The following is a 15,877-nucleotide window of genomic DNA, read 5'->3' as shown; positions in this document are numbered from 1 at the left end:
AACTTTGCAAGTTCTAAACTTCTAAAATTAGAAACTTACTAACTACTTCTTGTTGTTTTCTTCGATAGACGCCTGTGCAGATGCAAGGACCGCAATGGGTACTCTAAATGGAGAGCAACTAACATAATCCATCTTCATCTTGTAACAGAATTTAACAGATTCTGCTTCTCCACCATGTTCTCCACATATCCCTATCTTTATGTTGGGGCGAGTTTTTCTACCTCTTTCAATTCCTATCTCAACCAATTGTCCAATACCTTCTTGGTCAAGAACCTGGAATGGGTCTCCTGTTAGTATACCCTTATCCAAGTATGAAGGAACAAAACCACCTATATCATCCCTTGAAAACCCAAAGCCCATTTGTGTCATATCGTTTGTACCAAAAGAGAAAAACTCTGCTTCCTTAGCTATCTTGTCAGCAGTTAAAGCTGCTCTTGGAATCTCAATCATAGTTCCATATAGATAAGGTATCTCTTTTATTTGGTGTTTATCACAAACCTCTTTATAGACTCTATCAACAATCACTTTCTGGTCTTCAAGTTCTTCAACTATCCCGACAACTGGAACCATTATTTCAGGCAATGCTTTTTTACCTTCTTTTAGCAGTTCAGCTGAAACCTCAAAAATTGCTCTTATCTGCATCTCGGTAATTTCAGGATATGTGACCCCCAATCGTACACCTCTGTGTCCCATCATAGGGTTGGTTTCATGGAGAGCATCCACCCTTCTTGTAAATTCCTCCATTGATATACCCATACTTGTTGCCAATTTAGATTGTTCTTCTTTTTGGGTTGGAACAAATTCGTGTAATGGTGGATCAAGCAATCTAATAGTAACAGGCAAACCATTCATAACCTCTAATGTTGCTTTCATATCTTTTTTGACATAAGGAAGCAGTTCTTCTAATGCCGCCCTTCTCTCTTTTTCTTCCTGAGAAAGTATCATTTTTCTCAAAAAGAATAAAGGTTTTTCAGAGTCTTTACCATAAAACATATGTTCAGTTCTGAAAAGTCCTATACCTTCGGCTCCAAACTCAAGAGCATTCATTGCATCTTCAGGTGTATCAGCATTAGCTCTAACACCCATTTTACGGAAAGAATTAGCTATCTTCATAAATTCTGCAAATCTGGGGTTTTCAGTAGAATCTATCATTGGAAGTTCCCCTTCATAAACATAGCCCCTTGTTCCGTTTAAGGTAAAGATATCACCCTCTTTAAATGTTACATCATCAATAGTAACAACCTTATTTTTGGTATCTATTTTTAGTTTACCGCAACCAACTATACAACACTTTCCCCAACCACGAGCAACCAACGCAGCATGGCTTGTCATTCCCCCTCTTCCTGTTAGAATACCTACTGCTGCTCTCATCCCTTCAACGTCCTCTGGGTTGGTTTCTTCTCTAATAAGGATAGTGTTTTTATTCTCTTTAGCCCATTCAACCGCATCTTCTGCTGTAAAAACTATATGACCAAAAGCTCCACCAGGACCTGCAGGAAGACCTTTTGCTAAAGGTTTATGTTGTTTTTCTACCTCTGGGTCGACAATAGGATGAAGAAGTTCATCTACTTGGTTGGCACTCAACCTCATTACAACATCTTCTTCTTTTATCATCTTCTCTTCAAGCATATCCATAGCCATATTAAGAGCCGCTGTTCCAGTTCTTTTACCTACTCTACACTGGAGCATCCATAAACGACCTTCCTGAATGGTAAATTCAACATCTTGCATATCCTTATAATATTCTTCAAGTTTAATTCTTATATCATAAAGTTCTTTGTACACAGCAGGCATCATCTCTTCAAGTGAGGTCAAGTGTTTGTTCTGTTCATTTTTTGTTTCATCATTCAAAGGATTAGGAGTTCTTGTACCTGCAACAACGTCTTCTCCCTGAGCATTAACCAACCACTCTCCGTAAAACTTGTTTTCACCAGTCGCAGGGTTTCTTGTAAAAGCAACACCTGTAGCAGATGAATCGCCCATATTCCCAAATACCATTGCCTGAACATTTACTGCAGTTCCCCATTCATCAGGAATATTCTCTATTCTTCTATAAGATATAGCCCTTTTTCCATTCCATGAAAGAAAAACAGCTTTAATTCCGCCCATAAGTTGTTCCCACGCATTATCTGGGAACTCTTCACCTAAAACTTCTTTAACTTTTATTTTAAAATTATCACACAAACCTTTTAAATCTTCTTCGGTAAGGTCAGCATCAGATTCATATCCATTCTTATCTTTTATTTCCTGCATCATTTTTTCAAGTTGTAACCTAATGCCTTTCCCTTCTTCTGGTTCTTTTCCAGATGCTTTTTCCATAACAACATCTGAATACATCATAATAAGACGTCTGTATGCGTCATAGACAAATCTTGGATTATTGGTCTTTTTTATAATGCCTGGGATTGTTTTTGAAGAAAGCCCAACATTAAGAACAGTCTCCATCATACCTGGCATAGATTTTCTTGCTCCAGAACGGACAGATAATAACAGAGGGTCATTCTCATCATCAAATTTATTGCCCATAACCTCTTCAACTTTTGCAACGTTTTTCTTAATATCTTCTTCTACGCCAGCAGGTAATTTTCTATCATTTTCATAGAAATAAGTACATACGTCTGTAGTAACTGTAAAGCCTGCAGGAACAGGAAGCCCCATTGTAACCATTTCAGCCAAACCGGCTCCCTTGCCTCCAAGCGTTTCTCTCATGCTACCATCACCATCGGCGGTTTTTCCGCCAAAGAAATACACAAACTTCTCATTCGACATATTTTCCTCCTTATCATAAAATAATGATTATCTCTTCGAATTTTTTTAAAAAGGTAGTTTTTGCAAAACTCATTAATTATACCTCTTTTTTTTCTTTTAGTCAAACAAAGTTGTATTAAATCATAATAATTAAGTGACGTTTTTGCCTATTTCTCTTTTTTTCTACATTCTTATTGACACAATAGGTTTAAGTGTTTAAAATATTCATACAAATTAAAAAACAAAGGCAAGGATAAAGACAGAAAAGAAAGGCGTATGGGGTGTTATTTGCTCACTCCATTTTTGTCTTCTACCCTTCGGTTTGTCCCGAGTACTCCCGAGGAACTTGAGCCGAAATTTCGCTTTTACTACTTCTTCTAAGTAGGTTAAGTTAGAGATCCTGAAACTAGTTCAGGATGGTAAACTGAAATGTTCAAATAACAAAAAGCGTTTCATAACCAAATTTGGCAGAACGAAAAAGGAAGAGAGAGGTTATAATGAAAATATCTGTTATAAGTGACACACACGGAAGCGTTGCAGGTTGGGAAGAAGCCAATTTTATAACATCGTCTTCTGATTTAATTATACATTGTGGTGATATCCTTAACCGCGGAAAAAACCCATCACCTGAGCAATATTATCCAGAAGAGTTGGCAGATATAATAAATAATTTAGAAAAACAGGTCCTTCTTATCACAGGAAATTGTGATTCTGAAATTGATACAAAAATGATTAATATCCCTTTATCTTATCCTTTTCTCTTCTGCGTTATTGAGAATATAAGGATACTGGCAACACACGGACACCTTTTTTCAGAAGAAGAGATTTTATTGCTTGCAAAAAAATGGAAAATAGACATAATGATAACAGGTCACACCCACCAGTGGAAACTGGAAAAACATAGTGATTGCGTCTGGATAAACCCAGGTAGCCCCTCTATTCCAAGAGGAGAACCATCTGTTGCTCTTGTTGATACACCTAAACGTATAATACAAATATTTAATACACAAACCAAAAATATTATAGCAACTCTTTCTTTTTAAACTCCAAAACATTACAAAAATATGAAAAACAAAGTCAGAGTAGAAGTTATCTGTGTAGGAAGCGAACTCCTTTACGATAGGATTAATACTGATATAAACATTCTTTCCAGTGTTTTTGCAAAAATAGGTTTGACTATAAAAAAATGTTTGATTGTACCAGATGATGAAAACGAAATTATTGAAAGTGCCACAACTTGCCTAAAAAGAACAGATATTTTGATAATCACAGGTGGGCTTGGACCCACCTCAGATGATATAACAAGAGAAGCCATTGCAAAACTTCTTAAGAGAAAACTTGTATACTCGGAAGATATATGGACTAATATAACTGAAAAATTTGCAAAGAGAGGTATTTATCTACCAGAAATAAATAAGAAGCAGGCTTATATCATTGAAGACGCTCAAGTTATAAATAATGTAGTAGGAACAGCGCCCGGACTTTTAATAGAGAAAGATGATAAAAAGATAGCTCTTTTCCCTGGTCCACCTCAAGAATTAAAACCAATGGCAGAACTATTGGCTGATGAGTTCCATAAAAAGGAGAAAGAAGAACCAGTTATTATACATAGATATGGAATATCTGGTGTATCAGAATCTTTGGTTGAAGAAAAAGTTGAGCCATTAATGAGGAAGTTGAAAATTCTATACACAATACTTGCTCACCCTCAAATGATAGAGATTTTAATTACTTCTGACTGTCAACCAGTGGTTTTAAAAAAGGTTGAGTCTTTCTTAAAAAAAGAGTTTGGTGAGAATTATCTTGGCGAAAACCCTTTTTCTATACCTGAAATATTAGGACGTATATTGATTGAAAAAAGGTTGAAACTCTCAATTGCAGAATCTTGTACAGGTGGCTTAGCTTCAAAACTAATGACAGATACTCCTGGAAGTTCAGAATATTTTATAGGTTCTGTTATAGCGTATAACAATACAATTAAAAAGAAGGTGCTAAAAATCCCTAAACCACTAATAAAAAAATACCGGGCGGTAAGTTCTGAAACAGCTCTGGCAATGGCAAAAAAAATCAAGAAAATCTGTAGAACGGATGTTTCTCTTAGTTTCACAGGGATAGCGGGACCTTCTGGTGGTACAGAAGAGAAACCTGTAGGACTTGTCTTTATTGGGCTTGGGTTACCAAACAACAAGTACACCTCTTACAGATTTGTTTTTTCAGGTAATAGAGAAAGAATAAGAGAACAGGCAGTATATAAAGGCCTTGACCTAACAATAAAAAATATAAAAAGACTTTATGAAGAAAACAGATAAATTTTTGATACCTTGCTTGGTTTTACTTGCGATAGGGTTTATATCCATAAAGATTATAACAACCCCACCGCTCCTAACTTCTGCCAGTTTAATAGAAATACCTGAAGGGGCAACTACTTTTGAAATATCTAAACTGCTTGAAGAAAAAAGAGTAATAAAAAAAGCTAAATGGTTTCGCTATTTAACAAAAAAATATAAGGTACAAGAAAAACTTAAAGCAGGTATATATGAATTTTCTGGCAGAACACCTATAAAAAAAGTTATATCTAAATTAGCAAAAGGAGAAGTTTCGCTTGTAAAAGTTTCTATCCCAGAAGGTTCTACCATAAAAGAAATTGCTACAATACTTGAGAAAAAATCCCTTGTTAAAAAAGAAGATTTTATACAATACGCAAACCTTAAAGAGATAGAAGGTTTTCTTTTTCCTGATACATATTTTTTCCCTTACAAAGTCTCGGTAGAGGCTATCTCTTCCACTATGTTTAAAAGGTTTAAAGATGTTTTAGAAGAGGTATATGGCGAACCCATAACTGAAGAAAACTTTGATAAAATCAAAGAGATAGTTACAGTAGCTTCAATTGTTGAAAAAGAAGCTAAAACCAAAAATGAAAGAGAAATAGTTGCCGGTATTATATATAACAGACTAAAGAAAAATATGTATATTCAAAGTTGTTCAACTGTTATGTATGTGTTAGACAACCCTAAAAAAAGGCTCTCCAGCAAAGATATTAAAATTAGATCTCCCTACAACACGTACCGATATAAAGGATTGCCGCCTGGTCCTATCGCTAATCCCGGTAAAATTTCGCTAACAGCTGCTATTAAGCCTAAAAATACCGATTATCTATTTTTTGTTTCTATGGGTGATGGGCGTAACTATTTCTCCAAAACATATAGGCAACATCAGGCAGCGATAGATTCTTTCCTTTCTTCAAACAGTCAGACAGATACATCTAACTCTCAGTAAAAAATATGGAAATAAGAAGGTTTTTTAGGTTGGTATTACATTAATACTTTTATCAGAAGGAGTTACCCCTTCTTTAAGAAGTCGCCAAGTCATTACAGCTACCATAGCTCCATTGTCCATACACAATTTAGTATCTGGTATAAATATTTGGATTTTTTTGTTAGTGGCTAAATCATTCAATCTTTTTCTAATATATCGGTTCTGTATCACCCCCCCACCCACAAGAAAAGATTCTGGTTTATATGTATCAATAGCTCTTTTTACCTTTTCTACAAGAATATCTCCCACTGCTTTTTGAAATCCAGCACATATATCTGGCACATTATCTTTTGTACCAAATTTTTTGATATGGTAAAGTACAGATGTTTTAAGACCACTAAAACTAAAATCGAGTGATTTTTTTGATAATAAAGGAACTGGAAACTTTATCTTGTTTTCATCCCCTTTAAGAGCCTCTTTTTCAACGTTAGGGCCTCCTGGAAACGGTAAGCCAAGCATTCTTCCAACTTTATCAAAGGTTTCGCCACAGGCATCATCTAAAGTTTTTCCAATAACAGAAAATTTCACTGGGTTTTCAATATAAAAGAAAGTTGTATGCCCACCTGAAACAACTATACCTATAGCTGGAAAACGTACTTTCGAATCTAAAAAATTTGATGATATATGAGCATAAAGATGGTTTACCATATATAAAGGACGATTGATTGAAAGCGCAAGACCACACGCAAATGAAACCCCAACAAGGAGAGAACCTTTTAATCCAGGATGATGTGTTACTCCAATAGCGTCAATATCTTCAGGAAGTATATTGCTTATACGTAAAGCTTCTATAAATAGATTATCTATATATTGTAGGTGTGCTCGGCTTGCCATCTCAGGCATAACACCACCGTAGATTGAATGTATTTTTTCTTGGCTTGCCACAAGATTTGTAATTAAACGCCCATCTTTAACAACACCTATACCAGTTTCATCACAAGAAGTTTCTATCCCCAAAGTAATCATATTTATTCAAGAAGGCTCGAAGCCGAAACTATATCTACCTCATCTGTTAAAGAAGGTATAACTTTTTTTAAAACCTGTACAGTGGTTTTTCTTGCATGCCCTATACCTATTGCGCTACCTTCTCTTTTTGCAGTCTCAACAAGTTCTTTTATCTGGTTCTCTATATATTTATGGTCAGAAATATTATCAAGAAACACGTCTCTCTTACCTGCCTTCAATCCCATATCTTTTGCCAGTTGGTAACCACAACTTTTTGTTGAGGTCATACTATCCACAAAAACAAGGTTTTTATCTTTCATTTCCTCAAGAACAATTTTCATCTTTTCTTTATTGGTTGTGAAAAGTGAACCCATATGATTGTTTACACCTTTTATATGCGGATAATAGTATTTAAGATTATCTTTAAACTGCTCAACCAATTCTTCTTTAGCCATTTTTGTTGTTAATAACCCTTTATCTAAAGAGCGAGCTGGAGGAATTGGCTCCATAGGTTGATGAAGAAAAAGTTCAACAACTCTATTATTTTTGATTGAATCAAAGATTTCTTCGCTATGCTGAGCTTTAGGTAATATGGAAAGAGTAAACGGTTGATTAATTTTTTCTAATTCCTTAACAATTTCTTTATTCCATCCTACATCATCAATAATTAAAGCAATACGAGGTTTACCACTAAAAGTTTTTTTCTTTTTAGTTTGAGTCGGTAACAAAGAAACTGTTTTCTTCTCTTTGTGTGTATCTACATCTTTATCTTCTTTCACATCTTGTACTGGTTCTGGAATAGATACAACAGGCGACTCAACTTCTGTTTCAGGTAATAAACCTGGCTCTTTTTTAAGTTCTTTTACTATAAAAAGAACCACTATCAAAATTGCTAAAACAATGGTTAGCACTAAAGGTAGAAACCAAATAAAACTGTTATTCTCTTTTTTAGTTTTTCGACTCATAAGTATCAACTATTTTTTTTAGTTCTTCTATTGCGCTCAAATATTGAACATCCCCCTTATCTCCCAAGGTAATATGGTTATCTTCAGGAAGTTCAACGGTAATATCAGGTTCTATACCTTTTCCTTCAATACATACTCCAGAAGGCGTATAGTAGTGAGCTATGGTAAGTTTTAAAGCAGAACCATCTTTAAGAGGAATAAGGTTCTGCACAGAACCTTTACCAAAGGTCTTATGGCCTACCAAAGAAACAGTAGAAAGATTGTCCTTTAGTGCTCCTGTTACAATCTCAGAAGCGCTTGCACTCCCTTGGTTGATAAGTATGACAACAGGTTTGTTCCATACTTCCTTCTTCCTGCTATAATAAGAATGTTTATCGCCTTCTTCTCTCCCTTGAGTATAGACTATCAGTTTTCCAGTAGGAAGAAACATCTCGCTTATTGCAACAGATGAAGAAAGAAGACCCCCAGGATTATTCCTTAGGTCAAGAACAATCCCTTTAATATCGTTTGAATTAAAATCTTTTAGAACATTTAGAAAATCATAAGCAGTCTTCTCTTGGAAATCCCTTATCCTAACATATCCAAGATTATTATCAAGTTTCTTTTCTCTCACAGATTTAACTTTTATCACATCTCTTGTAAGAGAAATTTCTTTCAATTCACTAGCCCCTTTCCTCATTATCTTTATTTTTACCTGTGTACCTTTTTTACCTCTCAATTTCTGCGCTGCTTCTAAAGTAGAAAAACCTTTTGTAGACTCGCCTTCAATCTCAAGTATCTTGTCGTCTGGTTTTATTCCAGCATTCCAAGCTGGGGTATCCTCGATAGGGCTTACTACCGTTATTATACCATCCTTTAGAGTTATCTCCATTCCAACACCTTGAAACTCTCCCTTGGTTTCAATCTGTAACTCTTCTTTCATTTTTGGTTCAAGAAAAGCACTGTATGGGTCAAGAGAAATCAGCATTCCCTTTAGGGCTCCGTAAACAAGTTCCTTATCTTCAACATTATTAACGTAATCTCTACGCACAACCTCCATAGCATCTATAAATAGTTCGATGTTTCTATAAATCTCTTCTTCTTTCAACCTTGCTTGAGAGACTTGAACATCGCTACCAATTATTACGGAGAGAGAAATAAGTCCCATAACAAACAGAATAATCTTTTTCATTTATTTTTCCCCTTTTAATTAAGACTATCTTATTTTATATATAATAAATATATGATTTATCTTAGTATATCAATTCCTCAGACGTATCTATTTAAGTAGATATTATTTAAAAACTACAATTCTTCTAAAGCTTTTTTTATGCTATCAGTAATAATTTTAGGGTCTATTTTACCTTCTGTCTTTTTAACTATCTGACCAACAAGATACCCTAATGCTTGTTTTCTGCCTGCTTTATAATCTTGTATAGCCTTAGGGTTATCATCTAAAACTTCTTTTATAAAATCTTTAACAAGGTTATCATCATTAATCTGTATAAGATCTTTCTCTTTCACTATTGCTTCAGGAGGTTTACCGCTCTTGAAACATTCATATAACACTTCTTTAGCAGAAGTTCCAGTTATCTTATTTTCTTCTATAAGTGTAAGTATTTGAACCATAAATTCCGATGTAACAGGAGAATTAGAAATTTCTATCTTATCTTCTTTTAAGATTGCCATTAGGTCACCCATAATCCAGTTTACAGCTACCTTTGGGTTTCTAATTTTTGATGCAGTTTTTTCAAAATAGTCTGAGAGTTCTTTTTTTGAAGTTAACACTTCTGCATCATATTCAGTAAGATTATATTCTTCTATTAACCTTTCTTTCCTTTGAGAAGGTAGTTCTTCAATTTCAGAAATAGCCTTATCCAGCATATCTTTGTTAACATATATAGAAGGTAAGTCAGGGTCAGAAAAATACCTATAATCGTGTGCTTCTTCTTTACTTCTCATTCCTTCTGTTATTTGTAGTTCTTCATTCCAAAGCCGAGATTCCTGCATAACATCCATTTTTTGTTTTAAGATAGATACCTGTCTAAAAAACTCATAATCTATCGCCTTTCTAACAGCTTTAAAGGAATTTAAATTTTTAATTTCAGTCTTCACACCCAAAACATTGTCACCTTTAAGTTTAACAGATACATTAGCATCACATCTAAGAGAACCTTCTTCCATATTACAATCACTAATTTCAAGATATTCAAGAATATGTTTTAGGTTATTAAGAAACTTTTCTGCTTCTAATGAACTCTTTATATCAGGTTCCGTGACAATCTCAAGTAAAGACATACCGCTTCTATTAAGATCAACAAAAGAATTCCCAAATTCATCATCTGAATGAATAAGTTTACCAGCGTCTTCTTCTATATGGATTCTCTTTATTTTTATCTTTTTCCCATCCAGAAGAAGATGTCCGTTATAAGCTATAGGCGGTTCGTGTTGAGAAATTTGATAATTTTTAGATAAATCAGGGTAAAAATAATGTTTTCTTGCAAATTTAGATACTTCAGCAATTTCACAAGCAAGAGCAACTCCAGTCTTTATTGCTAACTCTACAACCTTACCGTTTAAAACAGGTAAAGCACCTGGCATCCCTGCACACACAGGGCACGCCTGAGTATTTGGCTCAGAACCAAATTTTGTAGAACAACCGCAGAACAGTTTTGAGTTTGTAGACAGCTCCACATGAACTTCTAACCCTATAACTACATCATAATTTTCCATTTGTTTACAAGTATTCAGACCAGTTTGTTAAAAAAGGGAGGAGAGCCGAGATAAGAGGAAATTCATCAAACCTCCTGCTACCTATTAATAGTATACCCAAAACCACAAATTATTTAACTTTCTATTATTCCAGCTTTGATAGTTGCGTTCAGGGTTTCGCCTGCTTCCAGTTTCAACTGGTCGTTTCTTTTGATAGATTCTGAAAGATTAGGTAGACTTGAAAAAGGTTCTAAGGCGATATTGTACGTTCTACCGTACCATGGCCAATGAAAACTTCCCTTAGCAACCCTCCAAAACCATATATATTTAAAAATAGAGAGAGGAAATTCCATAAAGAATCCTACTTTCAATTTTGTGTTAAAAATATCGTATCTACCTTCTTTTAATTCAGAAAGAAAAAGCATATCAGAAACTTTATCATTTTCTGAAGGGCAGATACTCATATCAACTTTTGTGCCATCTTTTCCTTCCGCAAAAGGCCATTCAGTTACTGCTTGTTTTAATATAGAAAAAGATTTACTATCACCGGTAGCAACTTTTAAGTTTGCTTCTTTTATTTTTATTATTGTATCAGGGGAAATAAAAGGTTTTCCGAATGCTGGATGGTGCCCCCAAATAAAATCCATCTCTTCTTCTCCAACATTTTTTATAGATTCATCTATTTTTATAGTAGGACTACCTTTTTCAATAGTTAATATTTTTTCAATAACAAAAGGTGTTCTATATGTCTGGGTATAAAACTTAATAGAGACTATATCTTGTGTATCTTCCAGTATTGTATATTGCCATGGGATAAGTGCTACCTCACCATGAACCCCTAAAACAGCGTTCTTATATTCACATTTACTGCCACCATTAGGGAAAATTTCTTGCCATCCCCCTGTATAATAATCAAGAAAACTACCTCCTTTTGACTCAGCAGTAACAACAAAAGATGGTTTATATAAAAGGTTAGGACTTCTCCACATAAAATCTATATCTTTCGGTTTATATAAAAATTCAACTATATCTGTACCTTTATCTGGAAGTATTTCTAACCTTATCAGGTCATTTTCCATAATAATCGCATTAAAACCATTCCACACAAACTCCATAAATCTACAACCATTATTCCTCGACAGCATATTTTCCCCTTTTTGCAAAAGGATCTTCCTCTAAAGGCAGGTATCTTTTTGCTGCAACAAAGTGGTTCCTAAAATAAGAATCATCCATAGAAGCTATTGCAACTTTTCTTTGAGAATAACTTGCGTGTATAAAACGTTTTTTCCCTATATATATTGCTACGTGGTCAACAACTCCTCTTCTTCTAAAGAAAAGAAGGTCACCTTCAGCCAGTTCATTAACACCTATCTCTTCGCCTTCTTTATATTGCAAATACGAGGTTGTGGGTATAGATAAACCTATATTTTTATAAATATTACGAGTAAGAGCTGAACAATCTATCCCTCTTTTACCGCTACCTCCTAACCTGTACGGTGTTCCAAGGTAAGCAAACGCCTCTTTTATTAACCTAAATCTTATATTTTCATCGTCTTCATCAGGTACCAGTTTAGATGTTTCATTTTCTGTTATTGGTTCACACTTTTGAATTACTAATACCTGGCCTACCTTGAAATCTTTCTCATCCAAAAGGTTTGTCCGTTTTATTTCTTCTGAGGTAATCCCAAACCTGTCAGCAATACTTTCAAGGGTATCTTCTTGTTTTACTGTATAATATGTTTTCTCCGAAACAATAGCTATAGGTGTAGGAGAGAGATTTTCTATTGAAGGTAGTCGAACAGGTGCAGGTTTATAAACAACGCTAATTTTTAGGTTTTGCCCAACTGACAACCTGTCACTTCTTAGGTTATTCATATTCTTTATTCTGGCTATAGGGACCTTAAATTTCCTGCTTATTTTAGATAAGGTATCTCCTTTTTGAACTTTATAATAACTGGTTGTATATGAATCGTTTACATTTTTAACTACATTGTTCACACTACTATTTGTATTTTTAACAAAGGCTTTTCTAATAACAAGCCTTTGCCCTGGATGTATAACAGAACTATTGATATTATTGAGAGATTTTATAGTTGCAATATCAATATTATATTTTTTTGATATAGAAAAGAGTGTTTCACCTTTCTTTACTTTATGGTAATGTGCTACAGAATCCGGATACAACAGGGTAACATAAAAAAGACAACAAAAAACTATAGTAAATTTAAATATTTTCATTTTTTCTCCATATTTGAATTTGAAGAGAAGGCTTTTAAGATTTCTTTTTTCTTTACTTCAAAATATTTGTCCATCTTACATTTCAAATTTTCCATATTTTCAACAACTCTAATCCTTTCTTCCAGCCTTGATTGTTCTTCCATTATAAACTTTAAGGCATCAGAAACTGGGTCAGGAAGTTTATTATGGTCTAAATCCACTTTCTCTTCTCTCTTTTCTCCAACTACCCTACCGGGCACACCCACAACAGTTGCGCAAGAAGGTACCGGTTTAATAACAACTGAACCAGCTCCTATTTTTGCGCCATCACCAATTTCAATATCACCTAAAACAATAGCACCCGCCCCCACAACAACATTATCTCCGAGGGTAGGATGCCTCTTTTTTTTCTCTAAAGAAGTTCCTCCAAGGACAACTCCTTGGTAAAGCAGAACATCATCCCCTATCTCTGCTGTTTCCCCTATAACCACTCCCATACCGTGGTCTATAAAAAACCGTTTCCCAATAGAAGCGCCAGGATGTATCTCTATACCTGTTAAATTTCTACAAATATTTGATACAATCCTTGCAAGAGTTTTATCTCCACGTTTCCATAAAAAATGAGATATCCTATAAAAAAAAAGCGCATGTAAACCTGGGTAAGAACTAATAACCTCAAACAGGTTTCTTGCCGCTGGATCTTTTTCAAATACAGTTTTTATATCTTCTTTTATTTGTCTAAACATTAATTATACCTTGCCTAAAAAAAAATGCAGGGAAGGATTTTCTGTTATTTTTTTAAAGTAAGAATAAAAAAGACCTGCATACGAACCATCAATAACTCTATGGTCAAAAGAGAAAGATACGTTCATAACCGACCTTACCTCTACACTGCCAGAAATAACAACTGGCTCTTTATTTATACTACCCACCCCCATAATAGCAACTCCAGGCGGGCTTATTATTGGTTGAAAGTTATCCACTCCGTACATACCAAGATTGGAAATAATAAACCTTGCTCCCTTAACATCATTTGCTGATAACTTATTTTCTCTTGCTTTGGAAGCTACAGATTTTATCTCTTTAGATAACTCTTCAATACCCTTATTTACACAATCTCTTAAGACAGGAACTATAAGTCCATCATTTATTGATACAGCTAAACCTATATCAACACTCTCATAAACCCTAATCTCATTGGCTTCAACGCTTCCGTTTATTAAAGGATATTTTTGTATAGCCCTACTTAGAAAAAATACCAGAAAATCTGTATACGTAAGGTCTATATTGTTCTTTTTGGCTATCTCTTTTACTCGGATTATTTCATCAATAAATAGTTTACCTTGAAAATAAAAATGAGGTATAGTCTTTTTACTTTCTGTAAGTTTTTCCGATATTATCTTCCTTAAAGGAGTCCATGGGATTACCTCATATTCAGCAGAACCCTTAGGTTTCACTTCAGGTTTTTGCTTCTGTTCTTCAATATATTTTAGAACATCATCTTTTTCTATCCTACCTTCTGGTCCTGTTCCTACAACAACAGAAATATCCACATTTGCATCTTCTGCAACTCTCCTTGCAAGAGGGGAGGCTTTAAGTCGAGTCTCTCCTAAAACCTCTTCTTTCTCTTGTTCAACCTTTAATGGTGAAACCTCTGTTGCATCTTTTGTAGGTTCTTCTGTTTCTGTTACCTGTTGTTCAACTACCTTAGGAGAAGAAACCTCTGGTAGAGGCTCATCAAGAGTATCTGTTATATATCCTATAACAGTAGTTACATCTATTGGGTCATCAGAAGGTTGAAACAGTTGTTTTCTAAGATATCCTTCATGGAGAGATTCTACCTCAAAATTAGTCTTATCGCTCATTACTTCAAATAAAACATCACCTTTCTCAACCTTTTCACCCTCCTCTTTTTTCCAAGAAGCAAGGTACCCTTCTTCCATAGTTTCGCCGAGTTTAGGCATTATAACTTCTTTTATCATTTTATACCTCTTCTAAGACTCCTTAATATTCACTTATTCAAAATTTTTCTAACTGCTTCACATATTCTTTCTTTATCTGGAATAGCGAGCTTTTCAAGAACTGGACTTTTAGGCATTGGAACATCAGCGCCTGCTACCCTTACAATGGGAGCATCTAGCCAATCAAAAGCCTCTTCCACTATCTTCATCCCTATTTCAGCACCAGTACCGCCAGTTTTACAATCTTCCTCAACAATAACTACCCTGTTGGTCTTCTTTACAGATTTAACTATTGTTTCTATATCAAGAGGTAAAAGAGTTCTCAAATCAACTATTTCAACATCTATACCCTCTTTCTCCAAAATAGTTGCCGCTTCTTGACAGAAATAGAACATTCTTGAATATGTTAAAATAGTTACATCTTTACCTTCTCTCTTGACTTCAGCTGAGCCAATAGGAATTGTATACTCAGATTCGGGAACCTCGCCTTTTACATTATACAACATTTTATGTTCTATAAAAACAACCGGGTTATCTTCTCTTATTGAACTTTTAAGCAGACCTTTTGCATCATAAGGAGTAGACGGCATAACAACCTTAAGACCAGGTATATGGATAAGCCACGATTCAAGACTTTGCGAATGATGTGCTCCAAGGGTACGTCCTGCTCCACCTTCAGTTCGTAAAGTAAAAGGCACCTTACATTTCCCACCAAACATATACCTTATTTTTGCAACTTGATTGTTTAACTGCTCCAAACATAGTCCAATAAAATCTATATACATTATCTCTGTAACAGGCCTCATACCGGTAAGGGCAGCACCTAACCCAACCCCTACTATCGCATTTTCCGATATAGGAGTATCAAGCACCCTCTCATCTCCATATTTTTTCCATAAGTCAGCTGTAACTCCGTATGCACCTCCATAGATAGCAATATCTTCTCCAAGGAGAAAAATAGTTTCATCTCTTTCCATTTCCTCTTTCAAGGCTTCGTTTAATGCTTGTCTATATGTAATCTCCCTCATTACTCAC

General features: G+C 34.8%; 13 protein-coding genes. 3 read left to right on the top strand and 10 right to left on the bottom strand.

Annotation, left to right across the window (positions count from 1 at the left end):
- Positions 1-42: 42 nt before the first annotated feature.
- A complete protein-coding gene (gene ppdK / locus M0P98_03285) occupies positions 43-2,769 on the bottom strand; it encodes a pyruvate, phosphate dikinase (protein MCK9265892.1) in 2,727 nt (908 codons plus the stop codon).
- Positions 2,770-3,245: 476 nt separating this feature from the next.
- Between ppdK and yfcE the strand changes: the two genes are divergently transcribed.
- From yfcE to mltG, 3 genes are read left to right on the top strand one after another with little or no spacing between them, the layout of a single operon-like run.
- The gene (yfcE, locus tag M0P98_03280) at positions 3,246-3,791 is read left to right on the top strand and encodes a phosphodiesterase (protein ID MCK9265891.1); all 546 of its coding nucleotides are present in this window, start codon (positions 3,246-3,248) and stop codon (positions 3,789-3,791) included.
- A 21-nt stretch (positions 3,792-3,812) separates the two neighbouring features.
- A complete protein-coding gene (locus M0P98_03275) occupies positions 3,813-5,057 on the top strand; it encodes a CinA family nicotinamide mononucleotide deamidase-related protein (protein ID MCK9265890.1) in 1,245 nt (414 codons plus the stop codon).
- Complete coding sequence (mltG, locus tag M0P98_03270; protein ID MCK9265889.1) at positions 5,041-6,024, top strand: endolytic transglycosylase MltG; 984 nt, start codon at positions 5,041-5,043, stop codon at positions 6,022-6,024. The genes M0P98_03275 and mltG overlap by 17 nt, the downstream gene beginning before the upstream one ends.
- A gap of 24 nt (positions 6,025-6,048) precedes the next feature.
- Here the strand turns inward: mltG and tsaD are convergent, their stop codons facing one another.
- The 9 genes from tsaD to M0P98_03225 form a co-directional block, all read right to left on the bottom strand.
- A complete protein-coding gene (gene tsaD / locus M0P98_03265; GenBank protein ID MCK9265888.1) occupies positions 6,049-7,029 on the bottom strand; it encodes a tRNA (adenosine(37)-N6)-threonylcarbamoyltransferase complex transferase subunit TsaD in 981 nt (326 codons plus the stop codon).
- 2 nt (positions 7,030-7,031) lie between these two features.
- Positions 7,032-7,973: a divergent polysaccharide deacetylase family protein gene (locus M0P98_03260; GenBank protein MCK9265887.1), complete on the bottom strand. Its 942-nt coding sequence runs from the start codon at positions 7,971-7,973 to the stop codon at positions 7,032-7,034.
- Entirely contained in the window at positions 7,957-9,144 is a 1,188-nt protein-coding gene (locus M0P98_03255) for a S41 family peptidase (GenBank protein ID MCK9265886.1), read from the bottom strand. Before M0P98_03255 ends, M0P98_03260 begins: the two co-directional genes overlap by 17 nt.
- 113 nt (positions 9,145-9,257) lie before the next feature.
- Positions 9,258-10,685 carry an Asp-tRNA(Asn)/Glu-tRNA(Gln) amidotransferase subunit GatB gene (gene gatB / locus M0P98_03250; GenBank protein ID MCK9265885.1) on the bottom strand — a complete coding sequence of 476 codons (1,428 nt, stop codon included), beginning with the start codon at positions 10,683-10,685 and terminating at the stop codon, positions 9,258-9,260.
- A gap of 113 nt (positions 10,686-10,798) precedes the next feature.
- The gene (locus M0P98_03245) at positions 10,799-11,809 is read right to left on the bottom strand and encodes a DUF4432 family protein (GenBank protein MCK9265884.1); all 1,011 of its coding nucleotides are present in this window, start codon (positions 11,807-11,809) and stop codon (positions 10,799-10,801) included.
- Positions 11,793-12,902, bottom strand: coding sequence for a LysM peptidoglycan-binding domain-containing protein (locus tag M0P98_03240; GenBank protein MCK9265883.1), 1,110 nt, complete (start codon positions 12,900-12,902; stop codon positions 11,793-11,795). The genes M0P98_03245 and M0P98_03240 overlap by 17 nt, the downstream gene beginning before the upstream one ends.
- On the bottom strand, positions 12,899-13,627 hold the full coding sequence (gene cysE / locus M0P98_03235; GenBank protein ID MCK9265882.1) for a serine O-acetyltransferase: 729 nt from the start codon (positions 13,625-13,627) through the stop codon (positions 12,899-12,901). The genes M0P98_03240 and cysE overlap by 4 nt, the downstream gene beginning before the upstream one ends.
- Positions 13,628-13,630: 3 nt before the next feature.
- Positions 13,631-14,863 (bottom strand): 2-oxo acid dehydrogenase subunit E2, encoded by a 1,233-nt coding sequence (locus tag M0P98_03230; protein MCK9265881.1) that lies wholly within the window; start codon positions 14,861-14,863, stop codon positions 13,631-13,633.
- A gap of 29 nt (positions 14,864-14,892) precedes the next feature.
- Positions 14,893-15,870, bottom strand: a complete 978-nt coding sequence (locus M0P98_03225; protein ID MCK9265880.1) for an alpha-ketoacid dehydrogenase subunit beta — start codon at positions 15,868-15,870, stop codon at positions 14,893-14,895.
- Positions 15,871-15,877: the final 7 nt, after the last annotated feature.

The sequence above is a fragment of the bacterium genome, assembly GCA_023230585.1.
Classification (GTDB): Bacteria; Ratteibacteria; UBA8468; order B48-G9; family JAFGKM01; genus JALNXB01.
Note: the sequence above shows the minus strand (reverse complement) of the source record. Positions and strands in the feature narration are given on the sequence as shown.

Coding starts and splice junctions, on each gene's coding strand:
- ppdK (MCK9265892.1), bottom strand. CDS start 2,769: ATGTCGAATGAGAAGTTTGTGTATTTCTTTGGCGGAAAAACCGCCGAT.
- yfcE (MCK9265891.1), top strand. CDS start 3,246: ATGAAAATATCTGTTATAAGTGACACACACGGAAGCGTTGCAGGTTGG.
- M0P98_03275 (MCK9265890.1), top strand. CDS start 3,813: ATGAAAAACAAAGTCAGAGTAGAAGTTATCTGTGTAGGAAGCGAACTC.
- mltG (MCK9265889.1), top strand. CDS start 5,041: ATGAAGAAAACAGATAAATTTTTGATACCTTGCTTGGTTTTACTTGCG.
- tsaD (MCK9265888.1), bottom strand. CDS start 7,029: ATGATTACTTTGGGGATAGAAACTTCTTGTGATGAAACTGGTATAGGT.
- M0P98_03260 (MCK9265887.1), bottom strand. CDS start 7,973: ATGAGTCGAAAAACTAAAAAAGAGAATAACAGTTTTATTTGGTTTCTA.
- M0P98_03255 (MCK9265886.1), bottom strand. CDS start 9,144: ATGAAAAAGATTATTCTGTTTGTTATGGGACTTATTTCTCTCTCCGTA.
- gatB (MCK9265885.1), bottom strand. CDS start 10,685: ATGGAAAATTATGATGTAGTTATAGGGTTAGAAGTTCATGTGGAGCTG.
- M0P98_03245 (MCK9265884.1), bottom strand. CDS start 11,809: ATGCTGTCGAGGAATAATGGTTGTAGATTTATGGAGTTTGTGTGGAAT.
- M0P98_03240 (MCK9265883.1), bottom strand. CDS start 12,902: ATGAAAATATTTAAATTTACTATAGTTTTTTGTTGTCTTTTTTATGTT.
- cysE (MCK9265882.1), bottom strand. CDS start 13,627: ATGTTTAGACAAATAAAAGAAGATATAAAAACTGTATTTGAAAAAGAT.
- M0P98_03230 (MCK9265881.1), bottom strand. CDS start 14,863: ATGATAAAAGAAGTTATAATGCCTAAACTCGGCGAAACTATGGAAGAA.
- M0P98_03225 (MCK9265880.1), bottom strand. CDS start 15,870: ATGAGGGAGATTACATATAGACAAGCATTAAACGAAGCCTTGAAAGAG.